Annotated in this window: 16 protein-coding genes; 15 read left to right on the top strand and 1 reads right to left on the bottom strand. The window is 70.4% G+C overall.

Annotation, left to right across the window (positions count from 1 at the left end; all coding sequences use genetic code 11):
* Positions 1 to 149: 149 nt before the first annotated feature.
* A complete protein-coding gene (locus tag ACH4D5_RS34935; RefSeq protein ID WP_398310903.1) occupies positions 150 to 2,357 on the bottom strand; it encodes an elongation factor G-like protein EF-G2 in 2,208 nt (735 codons plus the stop codon).
* A gap of 259 nt (positions 2,358 to 2,616) precedes the next feature.
* On the opposite strand from ACH4D5_RS34935, the gene pgsA reads away from it, so the two are divergent.
* The 15 genes from pgsA to ACH4D5_RS34860 all read left to right on the top strand — a co-directional run bounded on the left by pgsA (position 2,617) and on the right by ACH4D5_RS34860 (position 18,078).
* A complete protein-coding gene (gene pgsA / locus ACH4D5_RS34930) occupies positions 2,617 to 3,288 on the top strand; it encodes a phosphatidylinositol phosphate synthase (RefSeq protein WP_362999331.1) in 672 nt (223 codons plus the stop codon).
* A complete protein-coding gene (locus tag ACH4D5_RS34925; RefSeq protein ID WP_398310899.1) occupies positions 3,285 to 4,208 on the top strand; it encodes a phosphatidylinositol mannoside acyltransferase in 924 nt (307 codons plus the stop codon). The genes pgsA and ACH4D5_RS34925 overlap by 4 nt, the downstream gene beginning before the upstream one ends.
* Positions 4,205 to 5,365 carry a glycosyltransferase family 4 protein gene (locus ACH4D5_RS34920; protein ID WP_398310896.1) on the top strand — a complete coding sequence of 387 codons (1,161 nt, stop codon included), beginning with the start codon at positions 4,205 to 4,207 and terminating at the stop codon, positions 5,363 to 5,365. The genes ACH4D5_RS34925 and ACH4D5_RS34920 overlap by 4 nt, the downstream gene beginning before the upstream one ends.
* 123 nt (positions 5,366 to 5,488) lie before the next feature.
* A complete protein-coding gene (locus ACH4D5_RS34915) occupies positions 5,489 to 6,034 on the top strand; it encodes a hypothetical protein (RefSeq protein ID WP_398310893.1) in 546 nt (181 codons plus the stop codon).
* A 169-nt stretch (positions 6,035 to 6,203) separates the two neighbouring features.
* Positions 6,204 to 7,118, top strand: a complete 915-nt coding sequence (gene pdxS, locus ACH4D5_RS34910) for a pyridoxal 5'-phosphate synthase lyase subunit PdxS (RefSeq protein ID WP_398310890.1) — start codon at positions 6,204 to 6,206, stop codon at positions 7,116 to 7,118.
* Entirely contained in the window at positions 7,118 to 7,723 is a 606-nt protein-coding gene (gene pdxT, locus ACH4D5_RS34905; protein ID WP_398310887.1) for a pyridoxal 5'-phosphate synthase glutaminase subunit PdxT, read from the top strand. Before pdxS ends, pdxT begins: the two co-directional genes overlap by 1 nt.
* An 80-nt stretch (positions 7,724 to 7,803) precedes the next feature.
* Positions 7,804 to 8,556 (top strand): YebC/PmpR family DNA-binding transcriptional regulator, encoded by a 753-nt coding sequence (locus ACH4D5_RS34900; protein WP_398310884.1) that lies wholly within the window; start codon positions 7,804 to 7,806, stop codon positions 8,554 to 8,556.
* A 104-nt stretch (positions 8,557 to 8,660) separates the two neighbouring features.
* The gene (gene ruvC / locus ACH4D5_RS34895; RefSeq protein WP_398310881.1) at positions 8,661 to 9,248 is read left to right on the top strand and encodes a crossover junction endodeoxyribonuclease RuvC; all 588 of its coding nucleotides are present in this window, start codon (positions 8,661 to 8,663) and stop codon (positions 9,246 to 9,248) included.
* Positions 9,245 to 9,856 carry a Holliday junction branch migration protein RuvA gene (gene ruvA, locus ACH4D5_RS34890; protein WP_398310878.1) on the top strand — a complete coding sequence of 204 codons (612 nt, stop codon included), beginning with the start codon at positions 9,245 to 9,247 and terminating at the stop codon, positions 9,854 to 9,856. Before ruvC ends, ruvA begins: the two co-directional genes overlap by 4 nt.
* Before the next feature lie 62 nt (positions 9,857 to 9,918).
* The gene (ruvB, locus tag ACH4D5_RS34885; RefSeq protein WP_398310875.1) at positions 9,919 to 11,016 is read left to right on the top strand and encodes a Holliday junction branch migration DNA helicase RuvB; all 1,098 of its coding nucleotides are present in this window, start codon (positions 9,919 to 9,921) and stop codon (positions 11,014 to 11,016) included.
* 220 nt (positions 11,017 to 11,236) lie between these two features.
* Positions 11,237 to 11,704 (top strand): preprotein translocase subunit YajC, encoded by a 468-nt coding sequence (gene yajC / locus ACH4D5_RS34880; protein WP_398310872.1) that lies wholly within the window; start codon positions 11,237 to 11,239, stop codon positions 11,702 to 11,704.
* A 164-nt stretch (positions 11,705 to 11,868) separates the two neighbouring features.
* Positions 11,869 to 13,638: a protein translocase subunit SecD gene (gene secD / locus ACH4D5_RS34875; protein ID WP_398310869.1), complete on the top strand. Its 1,770-nt coding sequence runs from the start codon at positions 11,869 to 11,871 to the stop codon at positions 13,636 to 13,638.
* A 1-nt stretch (position 13,639) separates the two neighbouring features.
* The gene (gene secF / locus ACH4D5_RS34870) at positions 13,640 to 14,764 is read left to right on the top strand and encodes a protein translocase subunit SecF (RefSeq protein WP_398310866.1); all 1,125 of its coding nucleotides are present in this window, start codon (positions 13,640 to 13,642) and stop codon (positions 14,762 to 14,764) included.
* Positions 14,761 to 15,309, top strand: a complete 549-nt coding sequence (locus ACH4D5_RS34865) for an adenine phosphoribosyltransferase (RefSeq protein WP_398310863.1) — start codon at positions 14,761 to 14,763, stop codon at positions 15,307 to 15,309. The genes secF and ACH4D5_RS34865 overlap by 4 nt, the downstream gene beginning before the upstream one ends.
* 228 nt (positions 15,310 to 15,537) lie before the next feature.
* Positions 15,538 to 18,078, top strand: a complete 2,541-nt coding sequence (locus ACH4D5_RS34860) for a RelA/SpoT family protein (protein WP_398310860.1) — start codon at positions 15,538 to 15,540, stop codon at positions 18,076 to 18,078.
* The last annotated feature ends 12 nt before the right edge of the window (positions 18,079 to 18,090 follow it).

Genomic DNA, 18,090 nt, shown 5'->3' with positions numbered 1-18,090 from the left:
CGACTTGCCTGTCCGGCACACCTGTTGCCGTCCGGTACACCGTTGATCAGGTCATCAGCGTATCGGGGAGCACCGACATCCGTCAGGGGACAACGGAATGCCGCCCGCCCGCACCGGGCGGCGGGCGGCCCGCGCGCCGGACGCTCCAACTACGAGCCGCCCCGCGCCTGTTCGCGGATCCTCTCGGAGAGCTGCGGAGGCATCGGCTCGTGCCGTGCGTACGTACGGCTGAAGCGCGCGGTGCCCTGCGAGAGGGACCGCAGGTCCACGGCGTACCTGCCGATCTCGATCTCGGGGACCTCGGCCCGCACCAGGGTCCGCCCGCCCGCTGCCTGCTCGGTGCCGACCACCCGGCCGCGGCGGCCCGACAGATCGCTCATCACCGCGCCCACGTAGTCGTCGCCGACCAGGACCCGCACCTCAGCGACCGGTTCGAGCAGATGGATCCGGGCCCCGGCCGCGGCCTCGCGCAGCGCGAGCGCGCCCGCCGTCTGGAACGCGGCGTCGGAGGAGTCCACCGAGTGCGCCTTGCCGTCGAGCAGCGTGACGCGCACGTCGATCAGCGCGTACCCGGCGGCGACACCCTTCGCCGCCTGCGCGCGCACGCCCTTCTCCACGGACGGGATGAACTGCCGCGGGATCGCGCCGCCCACGACCTTGTCGACGAACTCGATGCCGCTGCCGCCGGGCAGCGGCTCGACCTCGATCTCGCAGATCGCGTACTGGCCGTGCCCGCCCGACTGCTTCACATGGCGGCCGCGGCCACCGGACTTGCCGGCGAACGTCTCCCGGAGGGAGACCTTGTGCGGCACCACGTCGACCTGGACGCCGTACCGGCTGCGCAGCCGCTCCAGGGCCACGTCGGCGTGCGCCTCGCCCAGGCACCACAGGACCACCTGATGGGTGTCCTGGTTCTGTTCGAGCCGCATCGTCGGATCCTCGGCGACGAGCCGCGCAAGGCCCTGCGAGAGCTTGTCCTCGTCGGCCTTGCTGTGCGCCTGGATGGCGAGCGGCAGGAGCGGGTCGGGCATGTCCCAGGGCTCCATCAGGAGCGGGTCGTCCTTCGCGGACAGCGTGTCACCGGTCTCGGCCCGGTTCAGCTTGGCCACGCACGCCATGTCGCCCGCCACGCACCGGGTGAGCGTGCGCTGCTGCTTGCCGAAGGGGGAGGAGAGCGCGCCGACGCGCTCGTCGACATCGTGGTCCTCGTGGCCGCGGTCGGCCAGGCCGTGCCCGGAGACGTGCACGGTCTCGTCGGGGCGCAGGGTGCCGGAGAAGACGCGGACGAGAGAGATCCGGCCCACGTACGGGTCGGACGCGGTCTTCACGACCTCGGCCGCGAGCGGCCCGTCCGGATCGCAGGTGAGCGCGGGCCGCGCCTTGCCGTCCGGTGTGGTCACGGCCGGTGCCGGGTGTTCGAGCGGGGTCGGGAAGCCGCCCGTGACGAGCTCCAGGAGCTCGACCGTGCCGATGCCCTGGCGGGCGCCCTCCGCGGCGGGCGCGGCGGCGAGCACCGGATGGAAGATGCCCCGCGCGACGGCCCGCTCCAGGTCGTCCACGAGTGTCTTGAAGTCGATGTCCTCACCGCTGAGATAGCGGTCCATGAGGGACTCGTCCTCGCTCTCGGAGATGATCCCCTCGATCAGGGTGTTGCGTGCCTGTGCGATCAGCGGCAGCTGGTCCTCGCCGGGCTCGGACTCCTTGCGCTCCCCGGAGGCGTAGTCGAAGATCCGCTGCGAGAGCAGCCCGATCAGGCCCGTGACCGGGGCGTGGCCGTCCGGCCCCTGCTCTCCGTAGAGGGGCAGATACAGCGGCAGCACGGCATCGGGGTCGTCGGCGCCGAACGCCTCGGCGCAGGTGCGGGTCATCTCGGTGAAGTCCGCGCGGGCCGACTCCAGGTGGGTGACCACGATGGCCCGCGGCATGCCGACCGCCGCGCACTCCTCCCACACCATGCGGGTCGCGCCGGTGATGCCTTCGGTGCCCTCCGCCGCCGAGACGACGAAAAGGGCCGCGTCCGCGGCGCGCAGACCGGCCCTCAACTCCCCGACGAAGTCGGCGTATCCGGGGGTGTCCAATAGATTGATCTTGAAGCCGCCCCATTCGACGGGGACCAGGGACAGCTGCACCGAGCGCTGCTGCCGGTGCTCGATCTCGTCGTAGTCGGAGACGGCGGTGCCGTCCTCCACACGACCCGCCCGGTTCACCGCCCCGGCGGTCAGCGCGAGAGCCTCCACCAGCGTCGTCTTGCCCGAACCGCTGTGGCCGACCAGCACCACATTCCGTACGGACGCGGGGTGGTCGGCCGACGCTGCCCTGCCGGCGGCTCCGGGGTGTGCGTTCGCCTTGTCGCCCATGCCTTGGCCTCCCGGTTACGTGCACGGTGAGGAGGCTCAGCCCCCTCGGGGATGCTGGCTGCTCGCGGACGCGCGGGGGCCGGGTGCGGGGCGGCCCCGGCGGCGCCCGTCATGCTTTCGAGCTTTCCACTCGGGTCACTCTGCGTCCATACGTCGTACGCGATCGTGAGGGGGCGAGCCGGTCCGTCAAGGGCGTGACTACGATGGGCCAGCCGGTGGCCAACGGGGCCACACGGCGCACCGAACCCTCGGGAAGGCCATGCTGAACAAGTACGCGCGTGCATTCTTCACGCGTGTCCTCACACCGTTCGCCGCGTTTCTCATCCGCCGCGGGGTCAGCCCCGACGCGGTCACCTTCATCGGCACCGCCGGTGTGGTGGCGGGAGCGCTGGTCTTCTTCCCCCGGGGAGAGTTCTTCTGGGGAACGATCGTCATCACCCTGTTCGTCTTCTCGGACCTCGTCGACGGCAACATGGCCCGTCAGCTGGGCCGCTCCAGCCGCTGGGGCGCCTTCCTGGACTCGACGCTCGACCGGGTGGCGGACAGCGCGATCTTCGGAGGCCTCGCCCTCTGGTACGCCGGATCGGGCGACGACAACATCCTCTGCGCCGTCTCCATCTTCTGTCTGGCGAGCGGCCAGGTGGTCTCGTACACGAAGGCACGCGGCGAGGCCATCGGCCTGCCCGTCGCCGTCAACGGCCTGGTGGAGCGCGCCGAGCGCCTGGTGATCTCCCTGGTCGCCGCGGGCCTCGCGGGCCTCCACAAGTTCGGCGTCCCGGGCATTCAGATCCTGCTGCCCATCGCGCTGTGGATCGTCGCGGCCGGCAGCATGGTCACCCTCGTCCAGCGCGTCGTGACCGTGCGCAGGGAGTCCGCGGAGGCGGACGCCGCCGCGGCCGCCGACGCGCAGGAGAGTGAGGCCGCGCAGTGAAGGACCGACTCACCGACGCGCTGTACGGGCTCGGCTGGAGCACCGTCAAGAAGCTCCCCGAGCCGGCCGCCGAACGGCTCGGCAGGACCATCGCCGACACGGTCTGGAAGCGGCGGGGCAAGGGCGTGCTGCGGCTGGAGTCCAATCTCGCGCGCGTGGTGCCCGACGCGAGCCCCCAGCGCCTCGCCGAGCTCTCCAAGGCGGGCATGCGCTCCTACCTGCGCTACTGGATGGAGTCCTTCCGGCTGCCGTCCTGGAGCAAGGAACGCATCGCCGACGGCTTGGACGTCAAGGACGTCCACCACCTCACCGACGGGCTCGCCGCCGGCAAGGGCGTCGTCCTCGCGCTGCCGCACCTGGCCAACTGGGACCTCGCGGGCGCCTGGGTCACCACCAAGCTGGAGACCCCCTTCACGACCGTCGCCGAGCGCCTGAAGCCCGAGACGCTGTACGACCGCTTCGTCGCCTACCGCGAGAGCCTCGGCATGGAGGTCCTGCCGCACACCGGCGGCGCCGCCTTTGGCACGCTGGCGCGGCGGCTGCGCGCGGGCGGTCTCGTCTGCCTCGTCGCCGACCGCGATCTGTCCGCCTCCGGAGTCGAGGTCAAGTTCTTCGGAGACACCGCCCGGATGCCCGCCGGGCCCGCACTGCTCGCCCAGCAGACCGGCGCACTGTTGCTGCCCGTCACCCTCTGGTATGACGAGTCGCCCGTCATGAAGGGCCGCGTCCACCCGCCCGTCGACGTCCCCGAGACAGGTAACCGCGTCGAGAAGACGTCTGCCATGACACAGGCGCTGGCCGACGCCTTCGCCACCGGTATCGCCGACCATCCGGAGGACTGGCACATGCTGCAGCGACTGTGGCTCGCCGACCTGGAGCCCCGCTCCGACCAATCCCGCCGGGCGGGGGAGCCCTCGTGAAGATCGGCATCGTCTGCCCCTACTCGTGGGACGTGCCGGGCGGCGTCCAGTTCCACATCCGCGATCTGGCGGAGCACCTCATCCGCCTCGGGCACGAGGTCTCCGTACTGGCCCCGGCCGACGACGAGACACCCCTTCCGTCGTACGTCGTGTCGGCGGGCCGCGCCGTTCCCGTGCCGTACAACGGTTCCGTCGCACGGCTCAACTTCGGCTTCCTGTCGGCCGCGCGGGTGCGCCGCTGGCTGCACGACGGCACCTTCGACGTCATCCACATCCACGAGCCCGCCTCGCCCTCGCTGGGGCTGCTCGCCTGCTGGGCCGCCCAGGGCCCGATCGTCGCGACGTTCCACACGTCCAACCCGCGCTCCCGGGCCATGATCGCCGCGTATCCGATCCTGCAGCCCGCCCTGGAGAAGATCAGCGCGCGCATCGCCGTGAGCGAGTACGCGCGCCGCACGCTCGTCGAACACCTCGGCGGCGACGCCGTCGTCATCCCGAACGGCGTCGACGTCGACTTCTTCGCCGAGGCCGAGCCCAGACCCGAGTGGCAGGGGGAGACGATCGGCTTCATCGGCCGCATCGACGAGCCCCGCAAGGGCCTCCCGGTGCTGATGAAGGCGCTCCCGCAGATCTTCGCCGAGCGGCCGAACGCCCGGCTGCTGGTCGCGGGCCGCGGTGACGAGGAGGAGGCGGTGGCCTCGCTCCCGGCCGAGCTGCGCTCCCGGGTGGAGTTCCTCGGCATGGTCAGCGACGAGGACAAGGCGCGGCTGCTGCGCAGCGTCGACCTGTACGTCGCCCCCAACACCGGCGGCGAGAGCTTCGGGATCATCCTGGTCGAGGCGATGTCCGCGGGCGCGCCCGTGCTCGCCAGCGACCTGGACGCCTTCGCGCAGGTCCTCGGCCAGGGCGCGGCGGGCGACCTGTTCGGCAATGAGGACGCGGAGTCCCTCGCCAAGTCGGCGGTGCGCCTCCTCGCCGATCCCGAACGCCGCGAGGGCCTGCGCGAGCGCGGCAGCGCGCACGTACGGCGCTTCGACTGGTCGACGGTCGGCTCCGACATCCTCGCGGTGTACGAGACGGTCACGGACGGCGCGGCGTCGGTCGAGGAGGACGAGCGGGTGGGGCTGCGGGCGCGGTTCGGGCTCACCCGCACCTGACGGTTCGGGCTCACCCGCACCTGACGCGCTGCGGTGCTCCCGCCCGGCGGTCCGCCGCGCTCCGGCGCCCCGCGGGTGCCCGGTGGCGGACCGGCGGTCGTGGGGCGACTAGCCTGAACATCCGTGACCTCCACTTTGATCTGGATCGCGGTAGCGCTCTTCGCGATCGGCCTGTACCTGAGCTGGACCGCGGGACGGCTCGACCGACTGCACGCGCGCATCGACGCGTCGCGCGCCGCCCTCGACGCCCAACTGCTGCGCCGCGCCTCGGTCGCCCAGGAGCTGGCCACATCCGGAGTGCTCGACCCCGCCGCCTCGATCGTGCTCTACGAAGCGGCGCACGCGGCCCGGCAGGCGGAGGAGGAGCAGCGCGAGGTCGCCGAGAGCGAGCTCAGTCAGGCGCTGCGGGCGATCTTCGGCGAGGTGCAGCAGGTCGAGGCGGTGCGCGAGGCCCCGGGCGGGGACGAGGCGGCCACCGAGCTGGCCGCGTCCGTGCGCCGGGTGCCGATGGCCCGGCGCTTCCACAACGATTCCGTGCGCGCCGCCCGCGCCCTGCGCAGGCACCGCAAGGTCCGCTGGTTCCGCCTCGCGGGGCACGCGCCCTTCCCGATGGCCTTCGAGATGGACGACGAGCCGCCGACGGCGCTGGCGGACCGTGCGACTACGTAGAGGCACGAAAAGCTGGTCAGTACGGTCCGACCAGGGACGGCAGGACGGTCTGACCAGGGGCGTCCGGGGAAAATGAGCCACTGGTCATCCATTGGCCCTTGCTGTGGCCTGGTCGCCGGGCGTTTCCTCGGAGTTGTAGAAATCCTCTTCAGCGAGTGAGGTCAACTCCGTGTCCAGCACCCCTGACAGCACCAACCACACGCCCGAGACCGGCACCGCCCGCGTGAAGCGCGGCATGGCCGAGCAGCTCAAGGGCGGCGTGATCATGGACGTCGTCAACGCCGAGCAGGCGAAGATAGCCGAGGACGCCGGCGCCGTCGCCGTCATGGCGCTGGAGCGGGTGCCCGCCGACATCCGCAAGGACGGCGGCGTGGCGCGGATGTCCGACCCGAACATGATCGAAGAGATCATCGAGGCCGTCTCGATCCCGGTCATGGCCAAGTCCCGCATCGGCCACTTCGTCGAGGCCCAGGTCCTGCAGTCCCTCGGCGTCGACTACATCGACGAGTCCGAGGTCCTCACCCCGGCCGACGAGGTCAACCACAGCGACAAGTTCGCCTTCACGACCCCGTTCGTGTGCGGTGCCACCAACCTGGGCGAGGCCCTGCGCCGCATCGCCGAGGGCGCGGCCATGATCCGCTCCAAGGGCGAGGCCGGCACCGGCAACGTCGTGGAGGCCGTCCGCCACCTGCGCCAGATCAAGAACGAGATCGCCAAGCTGCGCGGCTTCGACAACAACGAGCTGTACGCCGCCGCCAAGGACCTCCGCGCCCCCTACGAGCTGGTCAAGGAGACCGCTGAGCTCGGCAAGCTCCCGGTGGTCCTCTTCTCCGCCGGTGGCGTCGCCACCCCGGCCGACGCCGCCCTGATGCGCCAGCTCGGTGCCGAGGGCGTCTTCGTCGGCTCCGGCATTTTCAAGTCCGGCGACCCGGCCAAGCGCGCCGCCGCCATCGTGAAGGCCACCACGTTCTTCGACGACCCGAAGATCATCGCCGACGCCTCCCGCAACCTCGGCGAGGCCATGGTCGGCATCAACTGCGACACCCTGCCGGAGACCGAGCGCTACGCGAACCGAGGCTGGTAATGACCACTCCTGTAGTGGGCGTCCTCGCCCTTCAGGGGGACGTACGGGAGCACCTGATCGCCCTGGCCTCGGCGGACGCCGTGGCCAGGCCGGTCCGGCGCCCCGAAGAGCTCGCCGAGGTCGACGGCCTGGTCATCCCCGGCGGCGAGTCCACCACCATCTCCAAGCTGGCCACCCTCTTCGGCCTGATGGAGCCCCTCCGCGCGCGCGTGCGGGACGGTCTGCCGGTCTACGGCAGCTGTGCGGGCATGATCATGCTCGCCGACAAGATCCTCGACCCGCGCTCGGGCCAGGAGACGGTGGGCGGCATCGACATGATCGTGCGCCGCAACGCGTTCGGGCGGCAGAACGAGTCGTTCGAGGCAGCGGTCGACGTCAAGGGCGTCGAGGGCGCCCCGGTCGAGGGCGTCTTCATCCGCGCGCCCTGGGTGGAGTCGGTCGGCGCCGAGGTCGAGGTGCTCGCCGAGCACGGGGGCCACATCGTCGCCGTGCGCCAGGGCAACGCGCTCGCCACGTCGTTCCACCCCGAGCTGACGGGCGACCACCGGATTCACGCGCTGTTCGTGGAGATGGCGCGGGGTAACCCGCGCGCGGGATCCTTGTAGGATCTCCGGGGATCCCCCCGGGGCCTTAAGGTCTGGGAGAGTTCGTACTGGTTGTTGGGTAACGCGAAGGAGACAGGCAGATGTCCGGCCACTCTAAATGGGCTACGACGAAGCACAAGAAGGCCGTGATCGACGCCAAGCGCGGCAAGCTCTTCGCGAAGATGATCAAGAACATCGAGGTCGCGGCCCGCACCGGCGGCGCCGACGTCTCCGGTAACCCGACCCTCTTCGACGCCATCCAGAAGGCCAAGAAGAGCTCGGTCCCGAACAAGAACATCGACTCCGCGGTCAAGCGCGGCGCCGGCCTCGAAGCCGGTGGCGCCGACTACGAGACGATCATGTACGAGGGCTACGGCCCGAACGGTGTCGCGGTGCTCATCGAGTGCCTCACCGACAACCGCAACCGCGCCGCCTCCGACGTGCGCGTGGCCATGACGCGCAACGGCGGCTCGATGGCCGACCCGGGCTCCGTGTCGTACCTCTTCAACCGCAAGGGCGTCGTCGTCGTCCCCAAGGGCGAGCTGAGCGAGGACGACGTCCTCGGCGCCGTCCTCGACGCGGGCGCCGAAGAGGTCAACGACCTCGGCGAGACCTTCGAGGTGCTCAGCGAGGCCACCGACCTGGTCGCGGTCCGCACCGCCCTCCAGGAGGCCGGCATCGACTACGACTCGGCCGACGCCAACTTCGTCCCGACCATGCAGGTCGAGCTGGACGAGGACGGCGCCCGGAAGATCTTCAAGCTGATCGACGCCCTGGAGGACAGCGACGACGTGCAGAACGTCTTCGCCAACTTCGACGTCTCCGACGAGGTCATGGCGAAGGTCGACGCGTAAGCGCTCCGCCGCGTTGAACGGGCCGACGGGACACACCCCGTCGGCCCGTCGCGTTGTCAGAGGGACCCGATAACCTGCACGGACAGGCAATGGGAGGGGCTTACGTGCGCGTGTTGGGGGTCGACCCGGGGCTCACCCGGTGCGGTGTCGGTGTCGTCGAGGGCGTCGCCGGACGACCGTTGACCATGCGCGGCGTCGGGGTCGTGAGGACCCCGGCCGACGCGGAGCTGGGCCACCGCCTCGTCGCCATCGAGCAGGGCATCGAGCAGTGGCTCGACGAGCACAGCCCCGAAGTCCTCGCCGTGGAGCGGGTGTTCAGCCAGCACAATGTGCGCACGGTCATGGGCACCGCCCAGGCCAGCGCCGTCGCCATGCTCTGCGCGTCCCGCCGCGGCATCCCCGTCGCCCTGCACACCCCCAGCGAGGTCAAGGCCGCCGTCACCGGCAGCGGCCGCGCCGACAAGGCCCAGGTCGGAGCGATGGTCACCCGCCTCCTGCGGCTCGACGCACCGCCCAAGCCCGCCGACGCGGCGGACGCCCTGGCCCTCGCCATCTGCCACATCTGGCGCGCCCCCGCGCAGAACCGCCTGCAACAGGCCGTCGCCCAGAACCGCCTCCAGCAGGCCATGGCCCAGCACGCCGCCAGGACCCCCACAGCGCAGACAGCAGCCCAGAAAGGCCGACCCGCATGATCGCCTTCGTCAGCGGCCCCGTCGCCGCCCTCGCCCCCGATACCGCGGTGGTCGAGGTCGGCGGCATCGGCATGGCCGTCCAGTGCACGCCCAACACGCTCTCCACGCTCCGGGTGGGCCAGCAGACCAAGCTCGCCACATCCCTGGTCGTCCGCGAGGACTCCCTCACCCTGTACGGCTTCGCGGACGACGACGAGCGCCAGACCTTCGAGCTGCTCCAGACCGCGAGCGGCGTCGGCCCGCGCCTCGCCCAGGCCATGCTCGCCGTGCACACCCCCGACGCCCTGCGCCGCGCCGTCTCCACCGGCGACGAGAAGGCGCTCACCGCCGTCCCCGGCATCGGCAAGAAGGGCGCCCAGAAGCTCCTCCTGGAGTACAAGGACCGCCTCGGCGAGCCCCTCGGCACCGGCGGCCCGGCCATCGGCAAGGCCGTCACCGCGGGCTGGCGCGACCAGCTGCACGCGGCCCTCATCGGCCTCGGGTACGCCACACGCGAGGCCGACGAGGCCGTCGCCGCCGTCACCCCGCAGGCCGAGGCCACCGAGGGCACGCCCCAGGTCGGACAGCTCCTCAAGGCCGCGCTCCAGACCCTGAACCGCACCCGCTAGCCCCACTGCCCGCCGTACACACCCGCAGGCCACCCCTTGAACCGCATCGCGAGGCACACCGCATGAACTGGGACGACACGACCGACGAAGCTGCCGGCGCGGCCGAGCGGCTCGTCGGGCCCGCCGCGGAGCGGCTGGTGGACTCCGGCGCCGACGGCGAGGACCAGGCGGTCGAGGCCGCCCTGCGCCCCAAGGACCTGGGCGAGTTCATCGGCCAGGAGAAGGTCCGCGAGCAGCTCGACCTGGTCCTGCGGGCGGCACGCGCGCGTGGCGCCACCGCCGACCACGTGCTGCTCTCCGGCGCCCCCGGCCTCGGCAAGACCACCCTCTCGATGATCATCGCCGCCGAGATGGGCGCCCCGATCCGCATCACCAGCGGCCCCGCCATCCAGCACGCGGGCGACCTCGCCGCGATCCTCTCCTCCCTCCAGGAGGGCGAGGTCCTCTTCCTCGACGAGATCCACCGGATGTCGCGGCCCGCCGAGGAGATGCTCTACATGGCCATGGAGGACTTCCGCGTCGACGTCATCGTCGGAAAGGGCCCCGGCGCCACCGCCATCCCCCTCGAACTGCCGCCCTTCACCCTCGTCGGCGCCACCACGCGCGCGGGACTGCTGCCGCCGCCGCTGCGCGACCGCTTCGGCTTCACCGCGCACATGGAGTTCTACGAACCCGCGGAGCTGGAGCGCGTCGTCCACCGCTCCGCCCAGCTGCTCGACGTGGAGATCGACCCGGCGGGCGCCGCCGAGATCGCGGGCCGCTCACGCGGCACGCCCCGTATCGCCAACCGCCTGCTGCGCCGCGTCCGGGACTACGCCCAGGTCAAGGCCGACGGCCGGATCGACCGCGACATCGCAGGCGCGGCCCTCGCGGTCTACGAGGTGGACGGGCGGGGCCTGGACCGCCTCGACCGGGCCGTCCTGGAAGCGCTGCTCAAGCTGTTCGGCGGCGGCCCCGTCGGTCTGTCGACGCTGGCGGTCGCGGTGGGGGAGGAGCGCGAGACGGTCGAGGAGGTGGCGGAGCCCTTCCTGGTACGGGAGGGGCTGCTCGCCCGCACCCCGCGCGGCCGCGTCGCGACGCCCGCGGCGTGGGCGCACCTCGGCCTGGTGCCCCCGCACCAGACGGGCGGAAAGGGACAACAGGACCTGTTCGGGACGTGATATCGGCGAGACAGCACCGCGGACATCGGCGAGAGAGCACCGCGGCCGAAGGACAACGGCGCGGATAGTCGACCCCTCAGGAACTGCGGTGCCATGCTGAGCGTTGTTCGTTAGGCGCGGACTCGCTTAGACTCCGCCGATGCCGCCCTTGCGGGCGGTGTACCCACCCCCATCCCAATGGCCGCTTACCTGCGCGGTCGTGCGAAGGAAACTCCGTCCCGTGAATATCGTGACCCTCCTCCCGTTCATCGTGCTCATCGGGGCCATGTTCCTGATGACCCGGTCTGCCAAGAAGAAGCAGCAGGCCGCCGCGCAGATGCGTAACGAGATGCAGCCCGGCACCGGCATCCGCACGATCGGGGGCATGTACGCCACCGTCAAGGAGGTTCACGACGAAGCCGTCCTCCTTGAGGTGGCTCCCGGTGTCCACGCGGTTTACGCGAAGAACTCGATCGGCGCCGTTCTCGCCGACGACGAGTACAACCGCATCGTGCACGGCACCGAGGACGACCTGAACGAGGACGAGGACGCCCCCGTCGTTCCGGACGACGCCTCCTCCCTGACCGAGACCGACGAGCCCGCCGCCGCTTCCGACGACTCGCCCATCGACCTCGGCAAGAAGGACACGGCCGCCGGGACCGACGACGCGGAGCCGAAGAAGACCGACGGCGAGTCCGACGCGAAGTAGTCACGGCCGGGGCCCGTGGGGCGCGCCGCTCGCGCACCACGGGCCCCGGATCACGTGCATTTCGCGCCGAATCTCGACACCACTTCATGGCCGCCCGCCCGGGCCTCCCCGCACCGCAAGGGGGCAGACCGGACGCCGGGCGGTTGGACAGGGAGAACGAGAAGGTGGCAGCACCCAAGAAGGGCCGAAGGCAGAGCGCTCCGGGCAAGCCGGGACGCTCACTGGTCTTCATCCTGATCGCCCTCGTGGCGCTGACCGGGGGAATGTTCCTTTCGGGGCACACCACGCCTCGCCTGGGCATCGACCTCGCCGGCGGCACGAGCATCACGCTCGAGGCGAAGAACGAGCCCGGTCAGAAGAACGCGATCAACCAGACCAACATGAACACCGCGGTTGACATCATCAACAACCGCGTCAACGGCCTGGGTGTCTCCGAGGCCGAGGTTCAGACCCAGGGCGACAAGAACATCATTGTCAACATCCCCAAGGGTTCGAACGAGAAGCAGGCGCGCGAGCAGGTCGGCACGACCGCTCAGCTCTACTTCCGTCCGGTGATCACGCAGACCAGCGGCGCGCCCACGCCCGAGCCGTCCCCCAGCTCCTCGTCCGGGACGGACAAGGAGAAGGACAAGGACAAGGCCACCGACAAGGCGACGGACAAAGCCACCGACAAGGCGACCTCCCCGACCGACAAGGCCTCGCCCCAGGGCCGCGCCGTCAGCGAGGCCCTGAAGGCGGACCCGACGCCTTCGGACAAGGCCAAGGACGGTGACGACGGCAAGAAGAACGACAAGGCGCCGACTCCCGACCCGGCCACCGCCAAGCTCCAGGAGCAGTTCACCAAGCTGGACTGCACGGACAAGAAGGCGCGCGTCAAGGCCGGCCAGGGCATCAAGCCCTCCGAGCCGACCATCGCGTGCGGCAAGAGCACCGACGGCAAGTCCTGGGACAAGTTCATCCTCGCCCCGGCCGAGGTGAACGGCAAGGACGTCAAGAAGGCCCAGGCGGTCATCAACCAGTCGTCCGGTGCCTGGGTCGTCAACATGGACTTCACCAAGGACGGCTCGAAGAAGTTCTCCAAGGTCACCAGCAAGCTCTCGCAGCAGCAGCCCCCGCAGAACCAGTTCGCGATCGTCCTCGACGGTGACGTGGTCTCCGCCCCCAGCGTCAACACGACCCTGAGCTCCAACGCCGAGATCTCCGGCAGCTTCACCCAGCAGTCCGCGAAGGACCTGGCGAACGTCCTGTCGTACGGCGCCCTGCCGCTCACCTTCCACGAGCAGAGCGTCACCACGGTCAGCCCGGCCCTCGGCGGCGAGCAGCTGGAGGCGGGCCTCATCGCGGGCGCCATCGGCCTCGCGCTGGTCATCGTCTACCTGGTGGCCTACTACCGCGGTCTCTCGCTCATCGCCATCGCGAGCCTCCTGGTCTCCGCGGCGCTGACGTACACGATCATGACGCTGCTCGGCCCGACCATTAAGTTCGCGCTGAACCTGCCCGCGGTCTGCGGTGCGATCGTCGCGATCGGCATCACGGCGGACTCGTTCATCGTGTTCTTCGAGCGCGTGCGGGACGAGATCCGCGAGGGCCGCACGCTGCGTCCCGCCGTCGAGCGGGGCTGGCCGCGCGCCCGGCGCACCATCCTGGTCTCCGACTTCGTGTCGTTCCTCGCCGCCGCCGTGCTCTTCGTCGTCACGGTCGGCAAGGTGCAGGGCTTCGCGTTCACGCTCGGCCTGACCACGCTGCTCGACGTCGTCGTCGTCTTCTTCTTCACGAAGCCGCTGATGACGCTCATGGCCCGCAAGAAGTTCTTCGCCAATGGCCACAAGTGGTCCGGCCTCGACCCGGAGCGGCTCGGCGCCAAGCCCCCGCTGCGCCGGTCCCGCCGCGTCACCGCTCCCCCCGCCGGCCCTGTCGACCCGAAGGAGGCGTGAGATGTCGAAGCTCGGCAATCTCGGCGCCAGGCTCTACCGCGGTGAGGTCGGCTACGACTTCGTCGGCAAGCGCAAGATCTGGTACGGCATCTCGATACTGATCACCATCACGGCCATCGTCGGCCTGGCGGTGCGCGGCCTGAACATGGGCATCGAGTTCGAGGGCGGCGCCGTCTTCAACACCCCGAAGACGAGCGTCTCGGTCTCCCAGGCCGAGGAGTCCGCGGAGAAGGCGTCCGGCCACGACGCGATCGTCCAGAAGCTGGGCGACGACGCGATGCGCATCCAGATCGCGGGCGTGGACATCAAGAAGTCCGACCAGATCAAGAAGGCGCTCGCCGAGGACCTGGACGTCAAGGCCGCCGACATCAACGCCGACCTGGTGGGCCCCAGTTGGGGTGAGCAGATCGCCAACAAGGCCTGGCAGGGCCTGGCGATCTTCATGGTGCTCGTGGTGATCTACCTCGCCATCGCCTTCGAGTGGCGGATGGCGCTCGCGGCACTGATCGCGCTGATCCACGACATCACCATCACCGTGGGTGTCTACGCACTGGTCGGCTTCGAGGTCACCCCGGGTACGGTGATCGGTCTGCTGACCATCCTCGGTTACTCGCTCTACGACACCGTGGTGGTCTTCGACAGCTTGAAGGAGCAGTCGAAGGACATCACCAAGCAGACGAGGTACACCTACAGCGAACTCGCCAACCGCAGCATCAACGGCACCCTGGTCCGCTCCATCAACACCACGGTCGTCGCGCTGCTCCCGGTGGCGGGCCTGCTCTTCATCGGTGGCGGTGTCCTGGGTGCCGGCATGCTCAACGACATCTCGCTGTCGCTGTTCGTCGGCCTCGCGGCCGGTGCGTACTCCTCGATCTTCATCGCCACGCCGCTCGTCGCCGACTTCAAGGAGCGCGAGCCGCAGATGAAGGCCCTCAAGAAGCGGGTGCTCGCCAAGCGCGCGGCGGCCGCGGCCAAGGGCGAGTCGGCGGAGGCGCCGGAGCCCACCGGGGACGAGGAGCCGCAGGACGCCGTGGTCGGTGACGCCACCCCGGCCGTCGTCGGTCCCCGCTCGCAGCCCTCGTCGCGCGGCCGCGGCAAGGGCCGTCCTTCCGGGAAGCGCCGATGACCGAGCTCGCAGGCGTCACGGAGCTGCTGCTCAGCCGCATCCGTGACGTCCCGGACTACCCGGTGCCGGGCGTGATGTTCAAGGACATCACGCCGCTGCTCGCCGACCCGGTGGCGTTCGCCGCGCTCACGGAGACGCTCGCCGACCTCAGCGTGCGGCACGGCGCCACGAAGATCGTCGGCCTGGAGGCCCGCGGCTTCATCCTCGGCGCCCCGGTCGCGGTCCGCGCCGGGCTCGGCTTCGTCCCCGTACGCAAGGCGGGCAAGCTCCCCGGAGCGACGCTGAAGCAGAGCTACGACCTGGAGTACGGCAGCGCCGAGATCGAGGTGCACGCCGAGGACCTGGACGCGGGCGACCGCGTCATGGTCATCGACGACGTCCTCGCCACCGGTGGCACCGCGGCGGCCTCGCTGGACCTGATCCGCCGCTCGGGCGCCGAGGTGGCCGGTGTCGCGGTCCTCATGGAGCTCGGCTTCCTCGACGGCCGCCAGAAGCTGGCGCAGGCCTTGGGCGGGGCACCGCTGGAGGCGCTGATCACCGTCTGAGCGACGGTCCGCAGGACGGCACGACGGGCGTTCCGGTATCCACCGGGGCGCCCGTCGTCGTCCGGGCCGGTTCCCGCCCGGACAGGCTCGGGAATCCAGCCATCGCCTCTCGCGTTTCTCCAGTACAGAGGTGTCTCACCGGCCCAGGGCGAGCCGACGGTCCAGGATCGATACCATGGACTCTTCGGGGCCTGACCGGGGGACCCCGATCGCGCACAGGGAGCGCTCTTGCCAGACGAGTCCCAGCCACTCACCGCCGCCAAGGCCGCGCAGCAGGCCCAGCAGGCCTCGGCGGGGTCAGCCGCGCCCGCGAAGAAGGCAGAAGGCGGGCAGGGCGGCACGTCCGCGCAGCGCGCCCAGGCAGAGGTCGCCCGGGGCGACAAACCGGCCGAGCAGCCCCGCCCGAAGCCGCCCGCGGACCACCACCCGACGGCCCCCGCGATCCGGCCCGCCACCGGCCAGCCCGCGCGCACGGGCTCCTCCAACCGCGTCCGGGCCCGGCTCGCCCGGCTCGGCGTCCAGCGCTCGAACCCGTACAACCCGGTCCTTGAGCCCCTGCTGCGCATAGTGCGCAGCAACGACCCCAAGATCGAGACGTCCACGCTCCGCCAGATCGAGCGGGCCTACCAGGTCGCCGAGCGCTGGCACCGCGGCCAGAAGCGCAAGAGCGGCGACCCGTACATCACGCACCCGCTCGCCGTGACGACCATCCTCGCCGAGCTGGGCATGGACCCCGCCACCCTGATGGCGGGCCTGCTCCACGACACCGTCGAGGACACCGAGTACGGCCTGGACACCCTCAAGCGCGACTTCGGCGACCAGGTCGCGCTGCTCGTCGACGGCGTCACCAAGCTGGACAAGGTCAAGTTCGGCGAGGCCGCGCAGGCCGAGACCGTGCGCAAGATGGTCGTCGCCATGGCCAAGGACCCCCGCGTCCTCGTCATCAAGCTCGCCGACCGCCTGCACAACATGCGCACGATGCGGTACCTCAAGCGCGAGAAGCAGGAGAAGAAGGCCCGCGAGACCCTGGAGATCTACGCTCCGCTGGCGCACCGCCTGGGCATGAACACCATCAAGTGGGAGCTGGAGGACCTCGCCTTCGCGATCCTCTACCCCAAGATGTACGACGAGATCGTGCGCCTCGTCGCCGAGCGGGCCCCCAAGCGCGACGAGTACCTCGCCATAGTGACCGACGAGGTCCAGGCCGACCTCAGGTCCGCCCGCATCAAGGCCACCGTCACCGGCCGCCCGAAGCACTACTACAGCGTCTACCAGAAGATGATCGTCCGCGGCCGTGACTTCGCGGAGATCTACGACCTGGTGGGCATTCGGGTACTCGTCGACACCGTGCGCGACTGTTACGCCGCGCTCGGCACCGTCCACGCGCGATGGAACCCGGTCCCCGGCCGGTTCAAGGACTACATCGCGATGCCGAAGTTCAACATGTACCAGTCGCTGCACACGACGGTCATCGGTCCCAACGGCAAGCCCGTCGAGCTCCAGATCCGTACGTTCGACATGCACCGCCGCGCCGAGTACGGCATCGCCGCGCACTGGAAGTACAAGCAGGAGGCCGTCGCCGGTGCCTCCAAGGTGCGCACCGACGTGCCGAGGAAGGCCGGCGGCAAGGACGACCACCTCAACGACATGGCGTGGCTGCGCCAGCTCCTGGACTGGCAGAAGGAGACCGAGGACCCCAGCGAGTTCCTGGAGTCGCTGCGCTTCGACCTGTCGCGCAACGAAGTCTTCGTGTTCACGCCGAAGGGCGACGTCATAGCGCTGCCGGCGGGCGCCACCCCCGTCGACTTCTCGTACGCGGTGCACACCGAGGTCGGCCACCGCACCATAGGCGCGCGGGTCAACGGCCGCCTCGTACCGCTCGAATCGACCCTGGACAACGGCGACCTGGTGGAGGTCTTCACCTCCAAGGCCGCGGGCGCGGGCCCGTCCCGCGACTGGCTCGGCTTCGTCAAGTCGCCCCGGGCGCGCAACAAGATCCGCGCGTGGTTCTCTAAGGAGCGCCGCGACGAGGCCATCGAGCAGGGCAAGGACGCCATCGCGCGGGCCATGCGCAAGCAGAACCTGCCGATCCAGCGGATCCTCACGGGCGACTCCCTGGTCACCCTCGCCCACGAGATGCGCTACCCCGACATCTCGTCGCTGTACGCGGCGATCGGCGAGGGCCACGTCACCGCGCAGTCCGTGGTGCAGAAGCTCGTCCAGGCGCTCGGCGGCGAGGAGGCCGCCAACGAGGACATCGCCGAGAGCGCGCCGCCCTCGCGCGGCCGCAGCAAGCGCCGCTCCAACGCCGACCCGGGCGTGGTCGTCAAGGGCGTCGAGGACGTGTGGGTCAAGCTGGCCCGCTGCTGCACGCCCGTCCCCGGCGACCCCATCATCGGCTTCGTCACGCGCGGCAGCGGAGTGTCGGTCCACCGCAGCGACTGCGTGAACGTGGACTCGCTCTCCCGTGAGCCCGAGCGGATCCTGGAAGTCGAGTGGGCGCCCACCCAGTCGTCGGTCTTCCTGGTCGCCATCCAGGTCGAGGCCCTGGACCGCTCGCGCCTCCTGTCGGACGTCACGCGCATCCTCTCGGACCAGCACGTGAACATCCTGTCGGCGGCCGTGCAGACCTCCCGCGACCGCGTCGCCACCTCGCGCTTCACCTTCGAGATGGGCGACCCCAAGCACCTCGGGCACGTGCTCAAGGCGGTCAGGGGCGTCGAGGGCGTGTACGACGTCTATCGGGTGACGTCGGCGCGCAGGCCGTAAACGCAGTACTAC

The sequence above is a fragment of the Streptomyces sp. NPDC018029 genome (assembly GCF_044327655.1).
Lineage (GTDB): Bacteria > Actinomycetota > Actinomycetes > Streptomycetales > Streptomycetaceae > Streptomyces.
The sequence above is the reverse complement of the archived record's forward strand: the minus strand, read 5'-3'. Positions and strand labels throughout refer to the sequence as shown.